Annotated in this window: 14 protein-coding genes; 3 read left to right on the plus strand and 11 right to left on the minus strand. The window is 69.5% G+C overall.

Annotation, left to right across the window (positions count from 1 at the left end; genetic code table 11):
• The first annotated feature begins 94 nt into the window (after nt 1–94).
• The gene (locus RKD23_RS04855; protein WP_424852480.1) at nt 95–661 is read left to right on the plus strand and encodes a hypothetical protein; all 567 of its coding nucleotides are present in this window, start codon (nt 95–97) and stop codon (nt 659–661) included.
• A gap of 179 nt (nt 662–840) precedes the next feature.
• On the plus strand, nt 841–3528 hold the full coding sequence (gene ppdK / locus RKD23_RS04860) for a pyruvate, phosphate dikinase (RefSeq protein ID WP_424852481.1): 2688 nt from the start codon (nt 841–843) through the stop codon (nt 3526–3528).
• Between the two features lie 60 nt (nt 3529–3588).
• Here the strand turns inward: ppdK and RKD23_RS04865 are convergent, their stop codons facing one another.
• The 7 genes from RKD23_RS04865 to RKD23_RS04895 form a co-directional block, all read right to left on the minus strand.
• Nucleotides 3589–4263 (minus strand): helix-turn-helix domain-containing protein, encoded by a 675-nt coding sequence (locus RKD23_RS04865; RefSeq protein WP_424852482.1) that lies wholly within the window; start codon nt 4261–4263, stop codon nt 3589–3591.
• 22 nt (nt 4264–4285) lie between these two features.
• Nucleotides 4286–5356: a zinc-dependent alcohol dehydrogenase family protein gene (locus RKD23_RS04870; RefSeq protein ID WP_424852483.1), complete on the minus strand. Its 1071-nt coding sequence runs from the start codon at nt 5354–5356 to the stop codon at nt 4286–4288.
• Nucleotides 5357–5766: 410 nt separating this feature from the next.
• Nucleotides 5767–6261 (minus strand): flavodoxin domain-containing protein, encoded by a 495-nt coding sequence (locus RKD23_RS04875; RefSeq protein WP_424852484.1) that lies wholly within the window; start codon nt 6259–6261, stop codon nt 5767–5769.
• Nucleotides 6262–6277: 16 nt separating this feature from the next.
• The gene (locus RKD23_RS04880) at nt 6278–7015 is read right to left on the minus strand and encodes a CBS domain-containing protein (protein ID WP_424852485.1); all 738 of its coding nucleotides are present in this window, start codon (nt 7013–7015) and stop codon (nt 6278–6280) included.
• A 39-nt stretch (nt 7016–7054) separates the two neighbouring features.
• Nucleotides 7055–9751, minus strand: a complete 2697-nt coding sequence (locus RKD23_RS04885) for a GNAT family N-acetyltransferase (protein WP_424852486.1) — start codon at nt 9749–9751, stop codon at nt 7055–7057.
• A 147-nt stretch (nt 9752–9898) separates the two neighbouring features.
• Complete coding sequence (locus tag RKD23_RS04890) at nt 9899–10777, minus strand: universal stress protein (protein ID WP_424852487.1); 879 nt, start codon at nt 10775–10777, stop codon at nt 9899–9901.
• Between the two features lie 74 nt (nt 10778–10851).
• Entirely contained in the window at nt 10852–11757 is a 906-nt protein-coding gene (locus RKD23_RS04895; protein ID WP_424852488.1) for a universal stress protein, read from the minus strand.
• A gap of 181 nt (nt 11758–11938) precedes the next feature.
• Here RKD23_RS04895 and RKD23_RS04900 point away from each other — a divergent pair, with 181 nt between their 5' ends.
• Nucleotides 11939–12640: a response regulator gene (locus tag RKD23_RS04900; protein ID WP_424858161.1), complete on the plus strand. Its 702-nt coding sequence runs from the start codon at nt 11939–11941 to the stop codon at nt 12638–12640.
• Between the two features lie 28 nt (nt 12641–12668).
• Here the strand turns inward: RKD23_RS04900 and RKD23_RS04905 are convergent, their stop codons facing one another.
• The 4 genes from RKD23_RS04905 to RKD23_RS04920 form a co-directional block, all read right to left on the minus strand.
• Entirely contained in the window at nt 12669–14402 is a 1734-nt protein-coding gene (locus RKD23_RS04905; protein ID WP_424852489.1) for a GAF domain-containing protein, read from the minus strand.
• 1254 nt (nt 14403–15656) lie between these two features.
• Nucleotides 15657–16706: an NAD(P)-dependent alcohol dehydrogenase gene (locus tag RKD23_RS04910; protein ID WP_424852490.1), complete on the minus strand. Its 1050-nt coding sequence runs from the start codon at nt 16704–16706 to the stop codon at nt 15657–15659.
• A gap of 145 nt (nt 16707–16851) precedes the next feature.
• Nucleotides 16852–17556, minus strand: coding sequence for a hypothetical protein (locus RKD23_RS04915; protein WP_424852491.1), 705 nt, complete (start codon nt 17554–17556; stop codon nt 16852–16854).
• Between the two features lie 157 nt (nt 17557–17713).
• Nucleotides 17714–17989, minus strand: a complete 276-nt coding sequence (locus RKD23_RS04920) for a hypothetical protein (RefSeq protein ID WP_424852492.1) — start codon at nt 17987–17989, stop codon at nt 17714–17716.
• Nucleotides 17990–18477: the final 488 nt, after the last annotated feature.

Below are 18477 nucleotides of genomic sequence, written 5' to 3' on the forward strand. Positions count from 1 at the left end.
GCCACACGACGGTAAACACCAATCGGCAATACCGTCATCGTGCGCGTCGAGAGACTGCCGGAAATCCGATGGACAGGGCTATTACGGTACAAGCATGACTTGGTCGCTGGGCCACTTGCCCCCGCGTGAGCCGGAGTTGTTGGACGCGCTGTTCCTCTCGGCAGGGCGCTCGCTCCACCTCGCCAACGCCTTTGAAACGAAATGCCGCTGGATCGTGCGCTGTATCAACTTGATCGAGGCGCACGACGCCGCTGATCCGATGGCCACGTTCGAGGACATCATCGCTGCGCTGCCGAAGGACGAGATGCTCGGCCCTACACTGCGCCAGCTCGTCGTACACATGTCGGTGTCGGCAGAACCTGCGGACATTCTCCGGCGGGCCAGGGAAGCACGGAACTTCATCGCACACGAAGGCGCCGGCGTCGGCGACATCTCCGCCGTGCGCGACAAGCACATCCTCGTGCATGCAGCACGCCTGCGCACCGCGGTCTCGGACCTGGCTACGGGCGACAACATCGTCTCGGCATGGGGCTACCACCTCGACGAATGGCGGGAGCCCCTTCCCTGGGACCTGATCAACGCGTATCCGAAGATGATCGACGACTGGGTCTTCGGGCACTTCGGTGATCTGCTCGACAGGGATCCAGCGCCTGGGGAATGATCAGCTTCCTGCGAATCCCGAAGCGGCTGGTCATAAGGCTCTCAGCCCCGTTCGACCGCCGCGATGGGGCCGACCGGCCCCCCGGCAGGGTCCAGCGGCATTTGCCCTCACACGGACACCCGTCCGACGCTGGAACTGGCGAAGCCGATGCCACTGCCGAGCCGAGGAGTGCGGGTGTCATGGTCCGTTATGTGTACGACTTCACGGAGGGCGGCCGTGACCTGGCCGACCTGCTCGGCGGCAAGGGCGCGAACCTCGCCGAGATGACCCGGCTGGGCCTGCCGGTCCCGCTGGGTTTCATAGTCTCCACCGAGGCGTGCCGAGCCTTTCTGGCCACCGGCACCGAGCCGGGAGGTATGTCCGAGGAGATCTCCCGCCGTCTGTCAGCCGTCGAGGCCGACGCCGGACGACGCCTCGGGCAGCCGGACCATCCGCTTCTGGTGTCCGTGCGCTCCGGGGCCCGTTTCTCCATGCCCGGCATGATGGAGACGGTCCTGGACATCGGCCTCAACGACGACTCGGTCCTGGGCCTGGCCAAGGCCTCCGGCAACGAACGCTTCGCCTGGGACTCCTACCGACGTCTCGTCCAGATGTTCGGCAGCACGGTCATGGGCGTCGAAGGGGCACTGTTCGACCGGATCATGACCGGGCTGAAGGAGCTGCGGGGCGCCCCGGACGACCTGCATCTCGATGCTGCAGACCTCGCCGAACTCGTCGAGGCGTACAAGCAGCTCATTCATGAGGAAACCGGGGACCACTTCCCCCAATCGCCCGCCGAGCAGCTGCGCCGGGCGATCCTCGCGGTCTTCCGCTCCTGGAACGGCGAACGCGCCCGCCTCTACCGCCGGCGCGAACACATCCCCGACGACCTCGGCACCGCGGTCACCGTGCAGCGTATGGTCTACGGCAACCTGGGCGCCGACTCGGGCAGCGGCGTCGCCTTCACCCGTGACCCTGCCACCGGACGCCCCGGCTTGTACGGCGACTACCTGCCCAACGCACAAGGTGAGGACGTGGTCGCCGGCATCCGCAACACCGTGCCCCTTGCCGAACTGGAACGGTTCGCCCCGGACGCCCATCACCAACTGCGCGATCACATGGTCACGCTGGAGCGGCACTACCGGGACCTGTGCGACATCGAGTTCACCATCGAACGCGGAAAGCTCTGGATGCTGCAGACCCGGGTGGGCAAACGCACAGCTGAGGCCGCATTCACCATCGCCGCCGAGCTGGCCGACGAGGGGGTCATCACCCGTGAGGAGGGGTTGACCCGGGTGAGCGGCGGCGGGCTCGCCCGGCTGATGTTCCCGCGCTTCGACACCTCCACGATCGACGAACCGCTGGCCAACGGTATTCCGGCCTCGCCCGGTGCCGCGGTGGGCGCGGTGGTCTTCGACTCCGCCGAGGCGGTACGGCGGGCCGCGGCAGGCGAGAAGGTCATCCTCGTCCGCGAGGAGACCACGCCCGACGACCTTCCCGGCATGGTCGCCGCCCAGGCCGTACTGACCAGCCGGGGCGGCAAGACGTCGCACGCGGCCGTCGTCGCACGCGGCATGGGCAAGGTCTGCGTCTGCGGCGCCGAGCAGCTTGCGGTGGACACCGCGTCCCGGCGCTTCACCACGGGTGACGGAACCATCGTCGAGCAGGGCACAGTGATCTCGGTCGACGGCTCAGCCGGTGCGGTGTACGCGGGGGCGGTTCCGATGACCGACTCCGCCGTCATGCGGTACCTGGAGACAGGTGAGCGACCGCCTGGAGTCGTCGACACCGTGGCGCGTGCCCTGGAACTGGCCGACGGCCTGAGGCGGTTGGAGGTCCGGGCCAACGCCGACACGCCGGCGGACGCAGTCCGCGCCCGCCGGTTCGGCGCGCAGGGGATCGGCCTGTGCCGCACCGAGCACATGTTCCTCGGTGAGCGCCGCAAGCTGGTCGAGGAGATGATCCTGGCCCGCGACGACGGCGCCCGAACCCGCGCACTGGACGCGCTGCTTCCCCTCCAGCAGCAGGACTTCGTCGGCATTCTGGAGGCGATGGACGGCCTGCCGGTCACCATCCGCTTGCTCGACCCGCCGCTGCACGAGTTCCTGCCCGACCGCACCGAACTGGCCGTCCGCATCGCCGCCACCGAGGCCCGTGGCGAGAAACCGAACCCTCGCGACGTCGAACTCCTAGACGCCATACGGCGCATGCACGAGGAGAACCCGATGCTCGGCCTGCGCGGCGTGCGCCTCGGCCTGGTGGTCCCGGGCCTGGTCGCCATGCAGGTTCGCGCCATCGCCCAGGCCGTTGTGGAGCGCACGCGGGCAGGTGGAGCCCCACAGGCGGAGATCATGGTGCCGCTCGTCGGGGACGTCACAGAACTCCGGCTTGTGCGCCAGGAAGTGGAGCAGGTGCTGGCCGAAGTCTCGGACGAGTCCGGGGTTCCTGTGCACTGCCCGGTCGGCACGATGATCGAGCTGCCCCGGGCCGCGCTCACGGCAGGACTAATCGCCGAGGAGGCCGAGTTCTTCTCCTTCGGTACGAACGACCTGACCCAGACCACCTGGGGCTTCTCGCGCGACGACGTCGAGGCGGCCTTCTTCTCCGCCTACCTGGACAAGGGCGTGTTCGCCGCCTCTCCGTTCGAGACGATCGACCGGGAGGGCGTCGGCCGCCTGGTGGAGATCGCCGTCGCAGAGGGCCGCGCGACCCGCCCCGGCCTCAAGATCGGCGTCTGCGGCGAACACGGCGGCGACCCCGACTCCGTGCACTTCTTCCACGCCAGCGGCCTCGACTACGTCTCCTGCTCGCCGTTCCGCGTCCCGGCCGCCCGACTGGAGGCCGGCCGAGCTGCCTGCTCCGAGGCGACGACAAGCGACACAAGGTGAAGCAGGACGAACGTCCGCTGCGCCCGAGACGCGGGCGCAGCGGACGCCTGGGCAGCTTCCTCAAACCTTGATCCTGCGCCCAGTCATACCTGTGGGATCGATGCTCATCCACTGATCGCGCCGGCCTCCCACCCAGGGTGCGCTGTAGGCCCTTTCCGCGAGCCGACCCACTTCTTCGGGATCGGTCACGGCCCGCGCACGGCCACGTACGAGCACGCTCCAGCCCTCGCTGAACGCGTCGTCGATGCGGTCGACCTCGAAGGCGACCATCTGACCGATGGCCTGCCCGGGCGTCGTGCCGGCCGCCGTCCGCAGGACGATCGTGCCATCGATGACGCTGTAGTTGACGGGCACGACGACCGGCCCGGAAGCCGTGGTCATGGCGAGGCGTCCCACGCCGTGCGTCGACAGCAGAGCGCGGCACTCGGCTTCGGTCAGCTGGGTGACCCGGGGGGTGCGCGAGGCGTGCCCGAGGCCGGGCGGCAGATCGATGTCGCCGCCGGTCAAGTGCCACACCGTGGTGTGCAGTGTTCCCGCCAGCCTGAGGAGTGTGGCCGCGTCCGGGGAGGCTGTCGGGTGCTCCTCCAGGTGCTGAAGGTAGCCCGGCGCCATGCCCGCTTCAGCGGCCGTCGCCTGCAGGGTCAGGCCGAGTTCCGTGCGCCGCTGCGCAATGCGGCGCCCGAGGTCGCCCACCGGGCGCGCCTCAAATGCGTACGACGACGAGTGTTCCGTCATGGCCCGTCACCTCTCTCTTTCGTCAGACCGCCCGCGCGGGGACGACCTCGTGCTGCTCCTCGCCGAGCACCACCTTGAGGGCACCGGTGTCGGCGGGCCGGGTGAAGACGTCGTACGCCTCCTCCATGCGCGTCAGCGGGAACGTGTGCGTGACCAGCTGCGCGGTGGGCAACCGGCCCGCGGCCGCCATTCGCAGCAGGGTGGGTGTGGAGTACGTGTCCACGAGGCCTGTCGTGATGGTCAGGTTCTTGATCCACAGGTCTTCCAGGTGAAGGGTCGCGGGCCTGCCGTGCACGCCGACGTTGGCGACGTGCCCGCCGGGCCGCACCATGCGCGTGCACAGCTCGAAGGTCTCCGGCGCGCCGACGGCCTCCACGACGACGTCCGCGCCCAACCCGTCGGTGAGGTCCGCGATCAGCTGCTCGGGGGCTTCACTGGCGTCCGCCACCGCGTCCGCGCCGAGCTGCCTGGCCGCTTCCAGCCGTGCGGCGGCAAGATCTACGGCAACGATCCGCTCCGGTGCGAACAGCCGGGCCGTGGCGACGGCCGCGAGCCCGATGGGACCGGCACCCACGATGGCCACCGTGTCCCCTGGCCGTACGTGCCCGTTGAGCACACCCACCTCGTAGGCGGTCGGGAAGATGTCGGCCAGCAGCACGGCGTCCCGGCTGTCCAAGGCGCCAGGCAGCGGGTGCACGGAGAGGTCCGCGTGCGGCACGCGGACGTACTCGGCCTGGGTGCCATGGATCAGGTGGCCGAGGATCCAGCCTCCGCCACCCCGGCACTGGCCGTACATGGCCTCCCGGCAGTAGCGGCAGCGACCGCAGGCGGTGATGCAGGAAACCAGTACCCGGTCCCCCGGCCGCACTGTGCGCACGTCACCGCCGACCTCGACGATCTCACCGACCGCCTCATGCCCTAGCACCGTGCCGGGACGCACCTCGGGAACGTCGCCCTTGAGGATGTGCAGGTCCGTTCCGCAGATGGTGACGGCGTCGACACGCACGATCGCATCGGTCATCTCCTTGACACCAGGGTCCGGGACGTCCTCCCACGCGGACTGTCCTGGGCCATGGAAGACGTAGCCTTTCATGGTGTTCCCACCTTCCTGGCGCGGACACGATGCCGGGATTGCACCGCAATTCCAGCTTTTCGCGGACTGGTGGGCGGCGCATGGGCCGGTCGGCCCCATCCGCCGACCAGACGGGCAGTCTCCAGGCCGCCGGTGCCTACCGCGTGCCCTCCGAGTGGAGCGTCGTCCACGGCGAAAGCGGGCTGGGGCACTGCTGGAGCCTGGTCACGCTGACCTGGGGAGAAGCGGGCCAAGACGGTTGCCGGACTCGGCTGCGCATCCGGTCGGACCTGGCCACACGACTCATCTCCGGTATCTGGAGCGACGAACAGCCACTGTGAGGAGCGGTCGTGAACCGCCGAGTCGAGCAGCGATGATGCCCCTGGCACCGGTCGGGGCCGGTGCCAGGGGCATCACTGTCCCTTCTCTTGTCAAGCGGGCAGCTCCCGGCCGATGCGCGCCGCCCACGCCTCGATCTGGTCGAAGTCGCGGTAGTCCCCGCCCTTTCCATTGCGCACGATCATCCGGGCGACCCACCCCTTCGCGCCTTCTTCGAGGCAGCCGCCGAAGGTGACGTGTTCCTTGGCGTCGAGCCGGGCCATGGCCTTCTTCACCGCGGGCACGGGTGGGATGTCCCGCTCGGAGGCCGAGGCGTCGAGCGGGCCACTGCTGAAGAGCCACAGCGGGCGTTCGGCCAGGGCCTTGCCATGGCGCCGGACGAAGCGGCGGGCGTCCTTGTGCCAGCGGCCGGCGTACAGCCCGCCACCGACCACGACGGCGTCGTACGGCACTGCGCTCGGCACCGAGCGGGCCGGGAGTGCCTCTGCTGTCAGTCCTTCCTTGCGAAGGATCTCGGCGATGGTCTCGGCGATCTTCGCGGTCGATCCGTTGTTTGTCCCGTAGGCGACCAGCACGTTCGTCGGCATGATGGTCCGCCTCCTCTCACAGTGTGCGCAGCCAGTCGTCGGCCACGCCGTGGAGCGCCTGTTCGTCCGGCCGCAGACGCGCGTCGTCCAGGCGCCAGGTGAGCTTGTCGACGACCGCGACCACACCGTCGATCTGTCGGGTCATGGAGACGGTGATCTCCGTCTCGCTCTTGCGTTCCAGCCGGCCGGTGAGCGTGACCACGCCCTCGGTGACGGAGACGTCGATGCTGCCGGGTGCTAGCCACAGAGCACGCACCAGTACCTCGTCGATCACCTCGTCACGGATCGCCGCGTCGGGCCGCAGAAAGACCTGGAGCAGGTCGCGGCGGGTGACGATGCCGACCAGCCGGTGCTCCTCGTCGAGTACCGGCAGCCGCTCCACGTGCCGCTGGGCCATGGTCCGTGCTGCCTCGACGATGGTGTCGTCGGCCTGCACGGTTACCGGCGGTGTGCTCATCAGCTCACCGGCTGTGCGTGCCGTCGCCTTCGTGGCCCGCTTACGGACGGCGGGTGTCAGCGCGGCGAGACGGAGACGGAAGCGGCTGTCAGGCCCGTGGGTGTCTGGGCTCTCGGCCTGGTGGGCCATCAGATCGGTTTCCGAGATGACGCCGATGACTCGGTCGTCCTCGTCCACGACGGGCAGTCCGCTGATCCGGTGGTCGGCGAGCACCCGGGTGACTTCCTTGAACGGGGTTCCGTACACGGCCCGGACCACGTCCATGGTCATGACGGAGCCGACCTTGTTGTGTTTCATGGTGGTACCTCCTCGGCTGACTCACCTGACCGAGCCGCCTCAGCGGAGTCGGCGAAGATAGGGGTCCTGAGTCCGGCGTGGCAGCAGGCGCAGGCGTGCGTCGAGCACACTGACCTCGCCGGGTGTCGCGAGAACCGGATTGAAGTCGGCCTCCGCGAGCTGCGGCAGGTCGCCGGCCATCCGCGACACACGCAGAAGCAGTTGCTCCAGGCCCGCGAGGTCGACGGGGCTGCTGCCGCGCGAGCCGAACAGCAGCGGTGCGCAGCGCGGGGAGGTGATCACGTCGTGCACGTCGTGGTCGGTGAGCGGGGCGAGCCGAGCGGCGTGGTCAGCCAGCACCTCCGTGGCCGTACCGCCGAGCCCGAACAGGACCAGCGGGCCGAACACCTCGTCCTGGACGACGCCGGTGAAGAGCTCCGTGCCGCGCGCGGCGAGCGGCTGGACGACCACGCCGGTCAGCAGGTCGCCGAAGCGTTTCTGGAAGTCACGGAAAGCGGCACGTACTTGGGCGTCGCCCTGGAGGTCGAGGTGGACGGCGCGCTTCGCGGTCTTGTGCACGAGTCCCGGCCAGTACGCCTTCATGACCACCCGGCCGTCCGCGGCACGCAGTCGCCGGGCGGCGCCGACGGCGTCGTCCTCGGTCTCGGCCCAGGCCCACGGGATCTGCGGGATGCCGTAGCAGTTGAGGAGCTCGGCGCAGGTGCGCGGGTCCAGCCAGCCGCCGTCCGGTTGTGCCGCGAGGTATGTCTCGGCGATCTCGTGGGCGTGTTCCGTGTCGATGCCGTCCAGCTCCGGGACCGTGCCGACCGGCCTGCCGAGCCAGGCCGCGCGGCGCGCCGCATGAGCCAACGCCCGTGCCACAGCCTGGGGTTCCGCGTACGAGGGGATCGTGCCGCCATCGCCCGTCGGTAGCAGTGTCACCGCCGTGTCCTGCTCCAGGCGTACGGCGGCGATCGGCTTGGCACGTTGTGCCCGCCGACTGGTGAGGGCCCTCACCAGGTCGTCACCGGTCGCAGCGGCGACAGCGGTGGGCACCAGGGCCGCGAGCACCGCGTCGACACCGTCGCACTGCATAAGCCGGTCGACACAGGTTGCGAGTTGTTCCTCCGTCACCGCGGCCGTGCAGTCCACGGGGTTGCTGACAGTGGCACCGTCGGGCAGCACGGAGTGCAGGGCGAGGGTCAGCTGGAAGGTGAGCGACGGCAGCGTGAGCCTCGCCTCCGCGCAGGCATCGGCGGCCAGGACGCCGGCGCCGCCCGCGTTGGTGACGACGGCGACGCGGGTGCCCGCCGGCAGGGGCTGAGAGTGCAGGAGGGCGGCTGTTTCGAGGAGTTCACCGATCGAGTGCGTACTGGTGATCCCGGCCTGGGTGAAAAGCGCCTGCCGGGTCATGGTGCGGCTGGCGGCCGCCGCCGTGTGCGAGGCGGCTGCCCGTCGGCCCGCCTCGGTGCGGCCGGCGTCCACGGTGAGCACGGGCATGCGGCGGGTCACGCGCCGGGCAGTACGGGAGAAGGCCCGCGGGTTGCCGAAGGATTCCAGGTGCAGCAGGGCGAGGTCGGTACGGCCGTCACTCTCCCACCACTGGAGCATGTCATTGCCGCTGACGTCGTACTTGTCGCCGAGGGAGGCGAAGGTCGACACCCCGATGCCGAGGCGGGACAGTCCGTCCAGGAGCGCGATACCGACGCCGCCCGACTGGACCGCGACGCCCGCGGTGCCGGGGCGCGGGTGGCCGGCGGCGAAGGTCGCGTCGAGGCGCAGCCGCGGCTCGGTGTTGGAGATGCCGAGGCAGTTGGGCCCGACGAGCCGCATGCCGTACGTGCGACAGGCGGCCATCAGCGCCCGCGCCTCGTGGGCGTCTAGGCCGGCGGTGACGACGAGAAGGGCGCGTACGCCCCTCTTGCCGCACTCCTCGGCGGTGGCCGGCACCGCCGAGGCGGGCACGGCGAGGACCGCAAGGGTGGGGATCCGGGGCAGGGCGCTCACCGACGGGTAGCAGGGCACGCCGAGAATCGCGGTCGCGGCGGGATTCACGGCGAACAGGCGCCGGGTGAAGCCACCCGCCTTCAGGTGGTGCAGGATCGCCCGGCCGACCGACCCGGGCCTGCGCCCGGCGCCGATGACGGCGACCACGTCCGGCCGGAAGAGGGGCTGGAGACTGGCCACGTCGGCAGCCCGGCCCCGCTCCTCCACGGCCGACAGATAGGCGTCGTCCTGGTCCAGCCGGATGGTGCAGCGCACCTCGGGCCCGTCGAAGTGACGGGCCGTGCGCAGGCCGAGGTCGGCGAAGAGCCGGAGCACCTTGTGGTTCTCGCCCAGCGCGTCGGCCGTGAAGGTCGTGATGCCGTCGGCGCGGGCGGCGGAGACCAGGTGCTCGACGAGCAGGGTGCCCACACCGCGGTGGTGCACGCCGTCGGCAACTGCGACAGAGATCTCGGCCGTGTCCTCCCCGCCGTCAGTGTCGTACTCGGCGAGGCCGATCACCTGACCCCGCGTCTCGGCAAGCAAGGCCTGGTAGCCCGGCCGTGCCGGAGCGCAGGCCCGGTCGGCGGCCATTTCTGCTGAACGTCGGCTCGCCGCGAAGAACCTCAGCCGTAGGTTCTCCGGGGACATCTTCTCGTAGAAGCTTTGCAACCGGTCGTGATCGCCCTGCTGCACGGGGCGTATGCACACGGTGGTGCCGTCCACGAGCAGGGCGTGGACCGGCGGTCGGTCGAGCACGTCGTACTTCGTCATGGTGGTCGCCTCCCTACCTCTCGACACCTTGAGCATCCGGCGGTTCGAGGGCCACGCCCATGGGCTGTACGGGGTCGTCCGAGGGCCGATCGGCCCTGCGGCCGCCCTGTCCGTCCCTGGTGAGCGACTCGCTCGGAAGAAGGCACATCAGAGATGTCGAGCCTGCTCGGGCACCACGGCGACCGGGCAAGCGGAACGGGTCAGCGCCGCGTGGGCGACCCGGCCGAGGTGCAGTCCGAAGTGCCCAGGACGACGCCGCGCCCCGAGCACCAGCAGGTCTGCGTCGCGGGAGGCGTCCAGCAGCACCCGACGGGCGTCCCCCTCCATAGCACGCTTGCGCAGCCGCACACCCGGCGAGGCCTCACTGAGCGCTGTTTCCAGTGCCTGCACCGCCAACTGCTCACGTACGTGTGCCGGTTCTCCGATGAGCAGCGGGTGGTCGGTGGTCGCGTGTCCGGGGTGCCGCCAAACGCGCACGGCTTCCAGTACGGCGCCGCGCCGCTCGGCCTCCTCCAAGGCGAACCGGACGGCGTTGGCACTTGCCTCCCACTCGCCGATGCCGACCACGATACGGTCATGCGGGCGGGCGACGGCCGTGTCCTTGTTGCCGCCGCGGACCACGACCACCGGACAGTCAGCGCGGCCGACCACGGTCAGGCCGACCGAACCCAAGAGAAGCTCGGCAGCGCCGTTGCGATCACGCGCCCCCAGGACCAGCGCAGACGCATCATGTGCCTCATGGATGAGGGCGGGCACCGGCCCCTCGGCCACGACCTGGGTGGAGGTCTTCATATCCGGGGCCCGCTGCCGGGCGCGCTCGGCAGCGGCCTCCACGAGGACGTCCGCGAGTATCCGCTCCAGCCTCTCAGGTGCCGCGGGGAAGACGGCACGTTCGTAGCACTCCCACAGCGAGGCATGCACCAGACGCAGCGGCACACCGCGCAGCGCGGCCTCGTCGGCCGCCCAGTCCGCAGCCCGCAGGCCGGCCTCGGAGCCGTCCACGCCGACGACGATCGGCAAGTCCATCGTCTTCGTCCTTCCTCGGCGAACTGCTCGGCGCGGGCGGCCGCACCTTCCTGGGCCGCCGATTCGGTCACGCCTCAGTCGTGTGCGACGACTGCGACGGGTGCCGTGGCGTGGTGCAGCACGGCATGGGTGACGGAGCCGATGTGCGTTCCGAACGCGTGGCGGCGGATCCGCCGGCCGACAACGACCAGCGAGGCCCCGTGAGAGGCGTCGATCAGGTGACCCGCCGGGCTGCCCGAGCGGGACTCCTCGACCACCTCGACGGTCGGGTACTTCTGCCGCCACATGCTCAGTGCCTCGGTGAGCGCGGAGGCGTGCCAGTGGGCGACCTGGTCGTACCGTGCGAGGTCGCTGGTCGCGCCGTAGACGAAGTACGGCGGCAGGTTCCACCCGTGCACGACCCGCAGACCGGTGTCGCGCAGAGCGGCCGCCTCGAAGGCGAAGTCGATCACCGACGCATCAAGGCTGTCGATGTCGAGGCCCAGCACCACCGGCCGATACCGTGTCGCGGCGGACGGAATTCCTGCGGGGTCCATCTCATGCTCGTCCGCCGCCTGTTCACCGGACCGGACGAGGACCACAGGGCGCTCGGCATGCGCCAAAACCGCCAAGCCGACCGAACCCACCAGGAACCCACCGAGACCGCCCAGGCCCCGCGATCCGAGGACAATCAGCTCGACGGCCTTGGCGGCCTCGCAGAGCACCTCACTCGGGCGACCGGGAACGTGCTCAGTCGTCACCTCGATGCCGGGGTGACGCAGACGGAGGCCCTTCGCCGATTCGCGGGGGATCTTCTCGGTCCAGTGCTGATGGGTCTCGGCGCCGAGGAGCGGGGCCTGCGCCATGGGCTCCGGCACCGGCTCCCAAACGTGGAGGAGCTTCAGCTGCAGGCCACGTAGCTTCGCCTCACGAGCCGCCCACTCGGCAGCGGCGCGGCTCTCGGGCGAGCCGTCGAGGCCCACGATGATCGTGCGGGTCATGCTCTCCACCTCCTGAGCAGGGGCTGACAATTTCAGCGTCGCTTCCGGAGTCGTAGCCTTGGAGGGGCCGCAGGTCCCCTGCTGGGTCCGATCGGCCCTGGTACATTCGGCCCCCATGCGTGACGATCGTTGTCGGGGCGGTCGGCGATCGCCCCGGCTTTCCCCGAAACGAGGGGTCGACATGACTGAGCCGCGCACCTTCACCGAAGAGCACCCCATCCGGGTCTTCCTGCTCGATGACCATGAGGTCGTGCGCCGCGGTCTGGCCGATCTCCTGGATGCCGAACCCGACATCTCGGTGGTCGGCGACGCCGAGAATGTCGAGCACGCACTCGCCCGGGGCCCAGCTCTCCGCCCCGACGTGGCGGTTCTCGACGTACGCCTGCCGGACGGCGACGGCATCACCGTCTGCCGCGAGCTGCGCAGCCAGATGCCCGAGCTGGCCTGTCTGATGCTGACCTCGTTCGACGACGAGGAGGCGCTGCTTGACGCGATCATGGCCGGGGCGGCCGGGTATGTACTCAAGCAGATCAAGGGCTCCGACTTGGTCTCGGCGGTGCGCACGGTCGCCACGGGACGGTCCATGCTCGACCCGGAGACGACCGCCCGCCTGATGCGATCGCTGCGCGCCGACCCTTCCGAGGACTCGGCCATGGCACCCGAGCTGGCGAGCCTGTCGCCGCGCGAGCGGGACATTCTCGCCCTGATCGGGGATGGTCTCACCAACCGCGAGATCGGCCGGAAGCTCTACTTGTCCGAGAAGACCGTCAAGAACCACATCTCCCGGCTTCTGGCCAAGCTCGGGGTACAGCGGCGTGTACAGGCTGCCGTCCTCGCGTCGCATCTGGAGCAGCCCCAGGTGAGCGAGCGCCACGGGCGGTGACGCCGGGCGAGCGGCGAGCCCGACGCCGTCAAGCTCTCGCCGGGCGCACCGGCACCCGCCACACGATCCGGGTGCCGCCTCCTTCCGGGCGCTCACCGAGCCGGAGGTCACCGCCGAGCGACAGTGCCCGCTCCTCCATGTTCCTCAGCCCACTGCGCGCGGCACCCTGCGGTATCCCGCGCCCGTCATCGGTCACCGTGAGGACCAGCTCGCCGTCGGCGAGCCGCAGATGCACGTCTACGGAATGGGCGCCGGAATGCCGGGCCGCATTGCTCAGAGCCTCGGCGAGCACCGCGAGCACATGATCGGCGATCTCTCCCGGCACGTCCGTGTCGACCAGGCCCTCGATCCGCACCGCGGGAGTGAAACCCAGGGATGAGGAGGCCGCCGTCACCGCGTCCGAGACACGACTGCGCAGTCCGCTGCCCTCCCCCCTTCCGTCGCCGTGCGCTCGTAGTCCGAAGATCGTGGATCGGATGATCTTGATGGTCTCGTCCAGGTCGTCCACGGTCCGCGACAGTCGTTCCACGGCCTCCGGATGGTCGACGAATCGCTGGGTGCTCTGCAGAGTCATCCCTGCGGCGAACAGTCGCTGGATGGCCAGGTCGTGCAGATCACGCGCGATCCGCTCGTGGTCCCGCAGCAGTGTGATCTGCTCGGCGTCCCGGCGCCGCTCGGCCAGTTCCAGGGCCAGAGCCGCCTGCCCGGCGAATCCCAGCAAGGGGCGCGTGTCGGCGCCCGTGAACGGCGTACGCCCAGCCGCGCGCCCCAGCAGCAACACTCCCCCGGCCTTGCCGCCGGCCTCCAGCGGCACACCGACCACGGGGCCGAGCCCGGCCCACTGAGCAGCCCCCCTGCTGGTGCGGGCGTCCTCTTGGATGTCGGCGCTCACCGCCGGCTCTGCCGTGGTCAGGACGGCGGCCACGAACCCGTCGTCCGCGGACATCACCAGGCCGCCGCGCCGCTCCGCGTCCAGCCCGACGGCGAGCAGGGGCCGCAGCGCCTTCTCCTCGGGTACCCGCTCGGCGATCATTCCGACATCGGCGTCCGCGATCTGCCGCGCCTGCTCCACAATCAGTTCCAGGACGTCGGTGCTCGGAGCACCTGAGAGCAGGGCACGCGTGACCTCGGAGCTCGCTCCCAGCCACCGCTCGCGCAGCCGTGTCTCCTCGTACAGGCGGGCGTTCTCGATGGCCACGCCCGCCGCCACGGCGAGCGTGGAGAGCACCGCCTCGTCCTCGGCGTCGAACTCCGTCGCGCCCCGCTTCTCGGTGAGGTAGAGGTTGCCGAACACCTGGTCGCGCACTCGGATGGGCACGCCCACGAAGGAATGCATCGGCGGGTGATGCGCCGGGAAACCGTATGAGGACGGGTGCTCGGAGATCTCCGTCAGCCGCAGCGGCTCCGGGTGCCGGATCAGCTCGCCGAGAATGCCGTGCCCGCTGGGCAGGTGCCCGATCCGAGCCCGCTGCTCGTGGCTGATGCCGACAGTATGGAACTCGGAGAGCATGCGGTCCTCACCGATGACTCCCAGGGCCCCGTACTCGGCGTCCACGAGCACTACGGCCGCCTCGACGATGCGCCGAAGCACCTGCGGGAGATCCAACTCCCGCCCGACCGACAGCACCGCCTCCAGAAGGCTGTGCACACGATCCCGCGCGCCCCGCGCCGCGTCGATCCGCGCCTGCAGCTCGTCCAGCAGCTCGTCCAGCCGCAACTTGGGCAGATACTGCTCGGATCGCCCGCGCTCGTCCCCGCTCATCGTCGCCTCCGACCGGTTCCCGCGGACACCCAGGCCAGGGCGCCTCCCTCCCCTCACGATAGTCAGTGATGTCCTGATTGGCCGGACCGCGCGTCCCTACGGGCGGCTACTCGGAGGCGCCTGGCATCGCGGCTTCGGAGCCCATGCCCACACCAGAGCTCCAGGGGTTGGGGCCGAGTGTCCACGAACCGAGGCCGACCGGCCCCGAGCACGAGCGCGGGAAGCCGCCTAGGGTCGCGGGACAAGCCCTCCACGAACGGGAGGAAACGACGTGGAGATCATCGCGTACGGGGTCCTCGCCGACGAGGAGCCCCTCCTACGAGGAGCCTTCGACCAAGCCTTCGGCGGCGACCGCGAACTCGTCTCGCGCGGGGCACGAAGTGGTTCTTCGTCTCGGCCCGTGACAACGGCTACTGGCAGCGCGTCATCCTGGCCGTCCGCCATGTCGCCGGCGGCGAGTACGAGGACGAGGCCGCCGTCGCCGTACGTTCATTCACCCAGCTCAGCAGCCAGCTGGCCGGTTGCATGGGTGTCATCTACGACGGAGCGTTCCGCGGCGTGCACCGCGATGCCCTCGCCCGCCGCGGACTATTGGTCATCAACCGCCAGCACGGCTCGGTCAAACCGCGGGCCTACGAGCTCGTGCGCTTCGGCCGTTGCCGCCATGACCTGTGGTGCGACCAGGGTCGCATCGCCGAGCGCGTCCTCCTCGACGACGGCACGAGCACGCTGATACCTGTCCCTGTCAGCCGTCTGGAACACCGACAAGGACGTACGAAGTCACGCTGGTACCACCTGTTGCTCATTCTCTGCCGTCACGGCGCCCATTCGTACCGCGTCCAGGTCGCGATCACCACGACCCCCCATGACCGCACCGGCACGGATCCGGCCACCGGCCGCAGACTCAAGAGCGACAGTGAGCGCGACTTCCACCGCGCCGAGTATCTTCAGCAGATCCCGGAGTCCACCCTCACCCACCAACAGCTCTACCCCTACCGCAGCGACTCAGAGTCGGTGCACAGCCAGTTCGACCAGAGCTTGTGGAACAACCGGATGATCTCCTACGGCCTCGATCGCCAGAAGTCTTCGCTCTCGGCTTCGCTCTCGCCCAGAACGCCACCAGCCGACGCTTCTTCCTGGAGCGATCAAGGGCGCTGGAGGCGGTGGGTACAGAGCGTGAGCCGACGTAGCACTGGGGCTGGCCCTCTCGGGCGCCTCCATCCCTGTGACCGGCTCCAGTGGCGGAGACCGTCCTCAGGGTGCGGTCGCCAGAGTCGAGGCGTCGATGACGAAGCGATAGCGCACGTCGGAGGCGAGGACGCGGTCGTACGCCTCGTTGATCTTCTCCGCCGGGATGACCTCGACCTCGGCGCCGATGCCGTGCTCGGCACAGAAGTCGAGCATCTGCTGGGTGGTGCGGATTCCGCCGATCTGGGAGCCGGCGAAGGCCCGTTGGTTGCGCACCAGGCTGAAGCGGTCGAGGGAGAACTTCGGGGTGGCGCCGACGATGGCCAGGGTGCCGTTGACGGCGAGCAGGGACAGGTAGGCGTCGACGTCGAGTTCGGCGCTGACCGTGTTGACGATCAGGTCGAAGGTGCCCGCCAGGTGCTCGAAGGTCGCCGGGTCGCTGGTGGCGTAGTAGTGGTCGGCGCCCAGACGTAGCCCGTCGTCCTTCTTGGCGAGGGTGCGGGACAGGACGGTGGTCTCGGCGCCCATCGCCTTCGCCAGTTTCACGGCCACATGGCCGAGACCGCCGAGCCCGATAACGCCGACATTCTTGCCGGGACCGGCGCCCCAGCGCGTGAGCGGTGAGTACGTCGTGACGCCCGCGCAGAGCAGCGGGGCTGCCTCCTCGAGTCTGACGCCTTCGGGGATGCGCAGGACGAAATCCTGGTCGACGACGACATGGGTGGAGTAGCCGCCCTGGGTGAGCGTGCCGTCGCGGTCGACCGAACCGTAGGTGAGGATGTGGCCCTTGATGCAGTACTGCTCCTCGCCCTGCTGGCACGGGCCGCACTCGCGGCAGGAGTTGACCATGCAGCCGACGCCGACGCGCTCGCCGACGGCGTGCCGCGTGACCTCCGGGCCGACTTGGCTGACGATGCCGGCGATCTCATGGCCGGGGACGACGGGGTAGTCCTTGGCCCCCCAGTCGCCGCGGACCCAGTGGATGTCGGTATGGCAGATGCCGCAGTACTTGATCTCGATCAGCACGTCACGCGGGCCGAGATCGCGGCGCTCGACAGTTGCCGGGGCGAGGGGCTCGGTGGGCGAGGCGGCGGCATAGGCGTTGACAGTCAGCACGGTTTCTCCGATGAGTCCTGTTGCGTGTTGGTCGGTGCTTGGGGGCGGTTCCAGGAGTACGGCGGTGGTTGTCGTGACCGTGAGCGGCAATCCCTTAGGGCCATGCGATTGCCGGAGTAATGACCGCGCCTGCGCGGGTGGACGGTCAGCCGCGTGAGAGCGGCTGTGCGGCGGAGCCGGTGTCTGCTCGTAGGTGGAGGCGGGGGGCGAGGAAGGCCACGTGGAAGCCCGCGTCCTCGGGCCACGGCCGGTATCCCTGGTGACGGCCGCGGGACACTTCGTTGAGGAGGTTGTCGATGAAGACGGCTCCCGTGCTGTGACCGACGAGTGTGATCGGCGGACGTGCTCCGTCGCCGAGTGCCTGGGCCAGTCCGTCCAGGAGGAGACGGCCACCTCGGTCGGGCGCGGCATCGAAGGTGTCCAAGGTCTCCCTCTTCATGGCGGACCAGAGGACTCCGCCCGCTTTGGCAACGTACAACGCCCTCAGCAGCTCCTCCACGACCGTGGGGTAGACCCAATGGTCCGTCTCCGCGCGGAACCGCTGGATCACACGCATGAGAACCCGTCCACATTTTGCGGCCAGTCCGGTCAGGGCGAGGACGCTGCGTTCGCCGGCTCCGCCGCCCGGATCGATGTCGTCGAGCGCCTCGGGATCGATCAGGCTGGCCCGCGACGCCTCACGGCGGATCGTCACCCCTCGCGCCCCCTCAACAGGCCCCTCCGTGTGTCTCGCGGCCAGGATCGCCTCCAGATCCGCGCGCAGATCGTCGTCGCTCTGCAGCTCCTCCTCCAGCTGCTGTCGTTCGCTTTCGTCCACTTCGGTGAGCACCGCGGGACGCGCGATGTCCACGAAGGGCTCCCTCCCGGTGCCGCGGAGCGCGAGTTCTTCCCTGACCTGCCGCTCATGGGGCAAGGGGAGCACTCCTGCGGCCCGCTGGCTCGGCTCCCGCCACAGCTTGCCAACCGAGAACTGCAACACCCACTTGAGCAGGCGCTTGAACAGGTCCTCACCCGAAGATCTCGTCGAGGTTGTGCCGCAGCACTTCGAGCAGACCGCTCTGCCACACCACGAACACGGGGCGGGCGCCCGCCGCGACATATGTGTCGCTGAGCCGGTACGCCGTCCCCAGGCCACTGGCCTCGTTGACCAGTCCGCCGTGAAGGTGGACGACGATCTTCTTCTCGGACCGGGCCGCTTCGACGATGTCGTTGATGTCGGCGGACTTCTCCGGTTCGATCCGTCCGTTGCGAGCTGTCGTCAGGATGAATGGCTGATCCGACATGATGTTTCCTCAGCGGGATTCGGCCGCTCGCTGTCCTTGTCCCATCTTCCCGCCATACCGTCGGCAGGGCCATTCAAGATGCTTGAGGCGTCAACTGACCTCGTAGGGCAAGCGCGGCCATAACCCTCTACCGCGCCCTGAGTGGCCCCGGCTTCCGCACCCCAGGCAGGCACCCGTGCTATTGCGGGCGGATAGACGACGTCGCAGCGCCGGGGCCACGGTCAGCGCCGCCTCCGCCGCGGGGCTGCTGATCGAAGCAGCCAGCACCGAGAATGCCAGGATCACTGCGACGCTCCCGGCGTCACTTTCGCCAGGAACGGCCACGGCAACCAATCCCTGAAGCACTCCTGTCACCCTAACTCTGACCGACGGCCCCCGGCTGCATCAGAGGCTGTACCCAGCCGAGGCAACGAGCAGGAGGCATGCGCGAGCTCCACGGCGGCACTGATCAGCAGTCCAGCGAGGTCTCGCGCGCCTTGGCGACTTCC

The sequence above is a fragment of the Streptomyces sp. SAI-170 genome, from assembly GCF_049739565.1.
Classification (GTDB): Bacteria; Actinomycetota; Actinomycetes; order Streptomycetales; family Streptomycetaceae; genus Streptomyces.

What these genes read in the sequence shown, in the direction of transcription:
- RKD23_RS04875 (WP_424852484.1), bottom strand. Translation starts at nt 6,261, where the DNA reads ATGCCGACGAACGTGCTGGTCGCCTACGGGACAAACAACGGATCGACC.
- RKD23_RS04870 (WP_424852483.1), bottom strand. Translation starts at nt 5,356, where the DNA reads ATGAAAGGCTACGTCTTCCATGGCCCAGGACAGTCCGCGTGGGAGGAC.
- RKD23_RS04855 (WP_424852480.1), top strand. Translation starts at nt 95, where the DNA reads ATGACTTGGTCGCTGGGCCACTTGCCCCCGCGTGAGCCGGAGTTGTTG.
- RKD23_RS04920 (WP_424852492.1), bottom strand. Translation starts at nt 17,989, where the DNA reads ATGTCGGATCAGCCATTCATCCTGACGACAGCTCGCAACGGACGGATC.
- RKD23_RS04865 (WP_424852482.1), bottom strand. Translation starts at nt 4,263, where the DNA reads ATGACGGAACACTCGTCGTCGTACGCATTTGAGGCGCGCCCGGTGGGC.
- RKD23_RS04900 (WP_424858161.1), top strand. Translation starts at nt 11,939, where the DNA reads ATGACTGAGCCGCGCACCTTCACCGAAGAGCACCCCATCCGGGTCTTC.
- RKD23_RS04890 (WP_424852487.1), bottom strand. Translation starts at nt 10,777, where the DNA reads ATGGACTTGCCGATCGTCGTCGGCGTGGACGGCTCCGAGGCCGGCCTG.
- RKD23_RS04880 (WP_424852485.1), bottom strand. Translation starts at nt 7,015, where the DNA reads ATGAAACACAACAAGGTCGGCTCCGTCATGACCATGGACGTGGTCCGG.
- ppdK (WP_424852481.1), top strand. Translation starts at nt 841, where the DNA reads ATGGTCCGTTATGTGTACGACTTCACGGAGGGCGGCCGTGACCTGGCC.
- RKD23_RS04885 (WP_424852486.1), bottom strand. Translation starts at nt 9,751, where the DNA reads ATGACGAAGTACGACGTGCTCGACCGACCGCCGGTCCACGCCCTGCTC.
- RKD23_RS04895 (WP_424852488.1), bottom strand. Translation starts at nt 11,757, where the DNA reads ATGACCCGCACGATCATCGTGGGCCTCGACGGCTCGCCCGAGAGCCGC.
- RKD23_RS04905 (WP_424852489.1), bottom strand. Translation starts at nt 14,402, where the DNA reads ATGAGCGGGGACGAGCGCGGGCGATCCGAGCAGTATCTGCCCAAGTTG.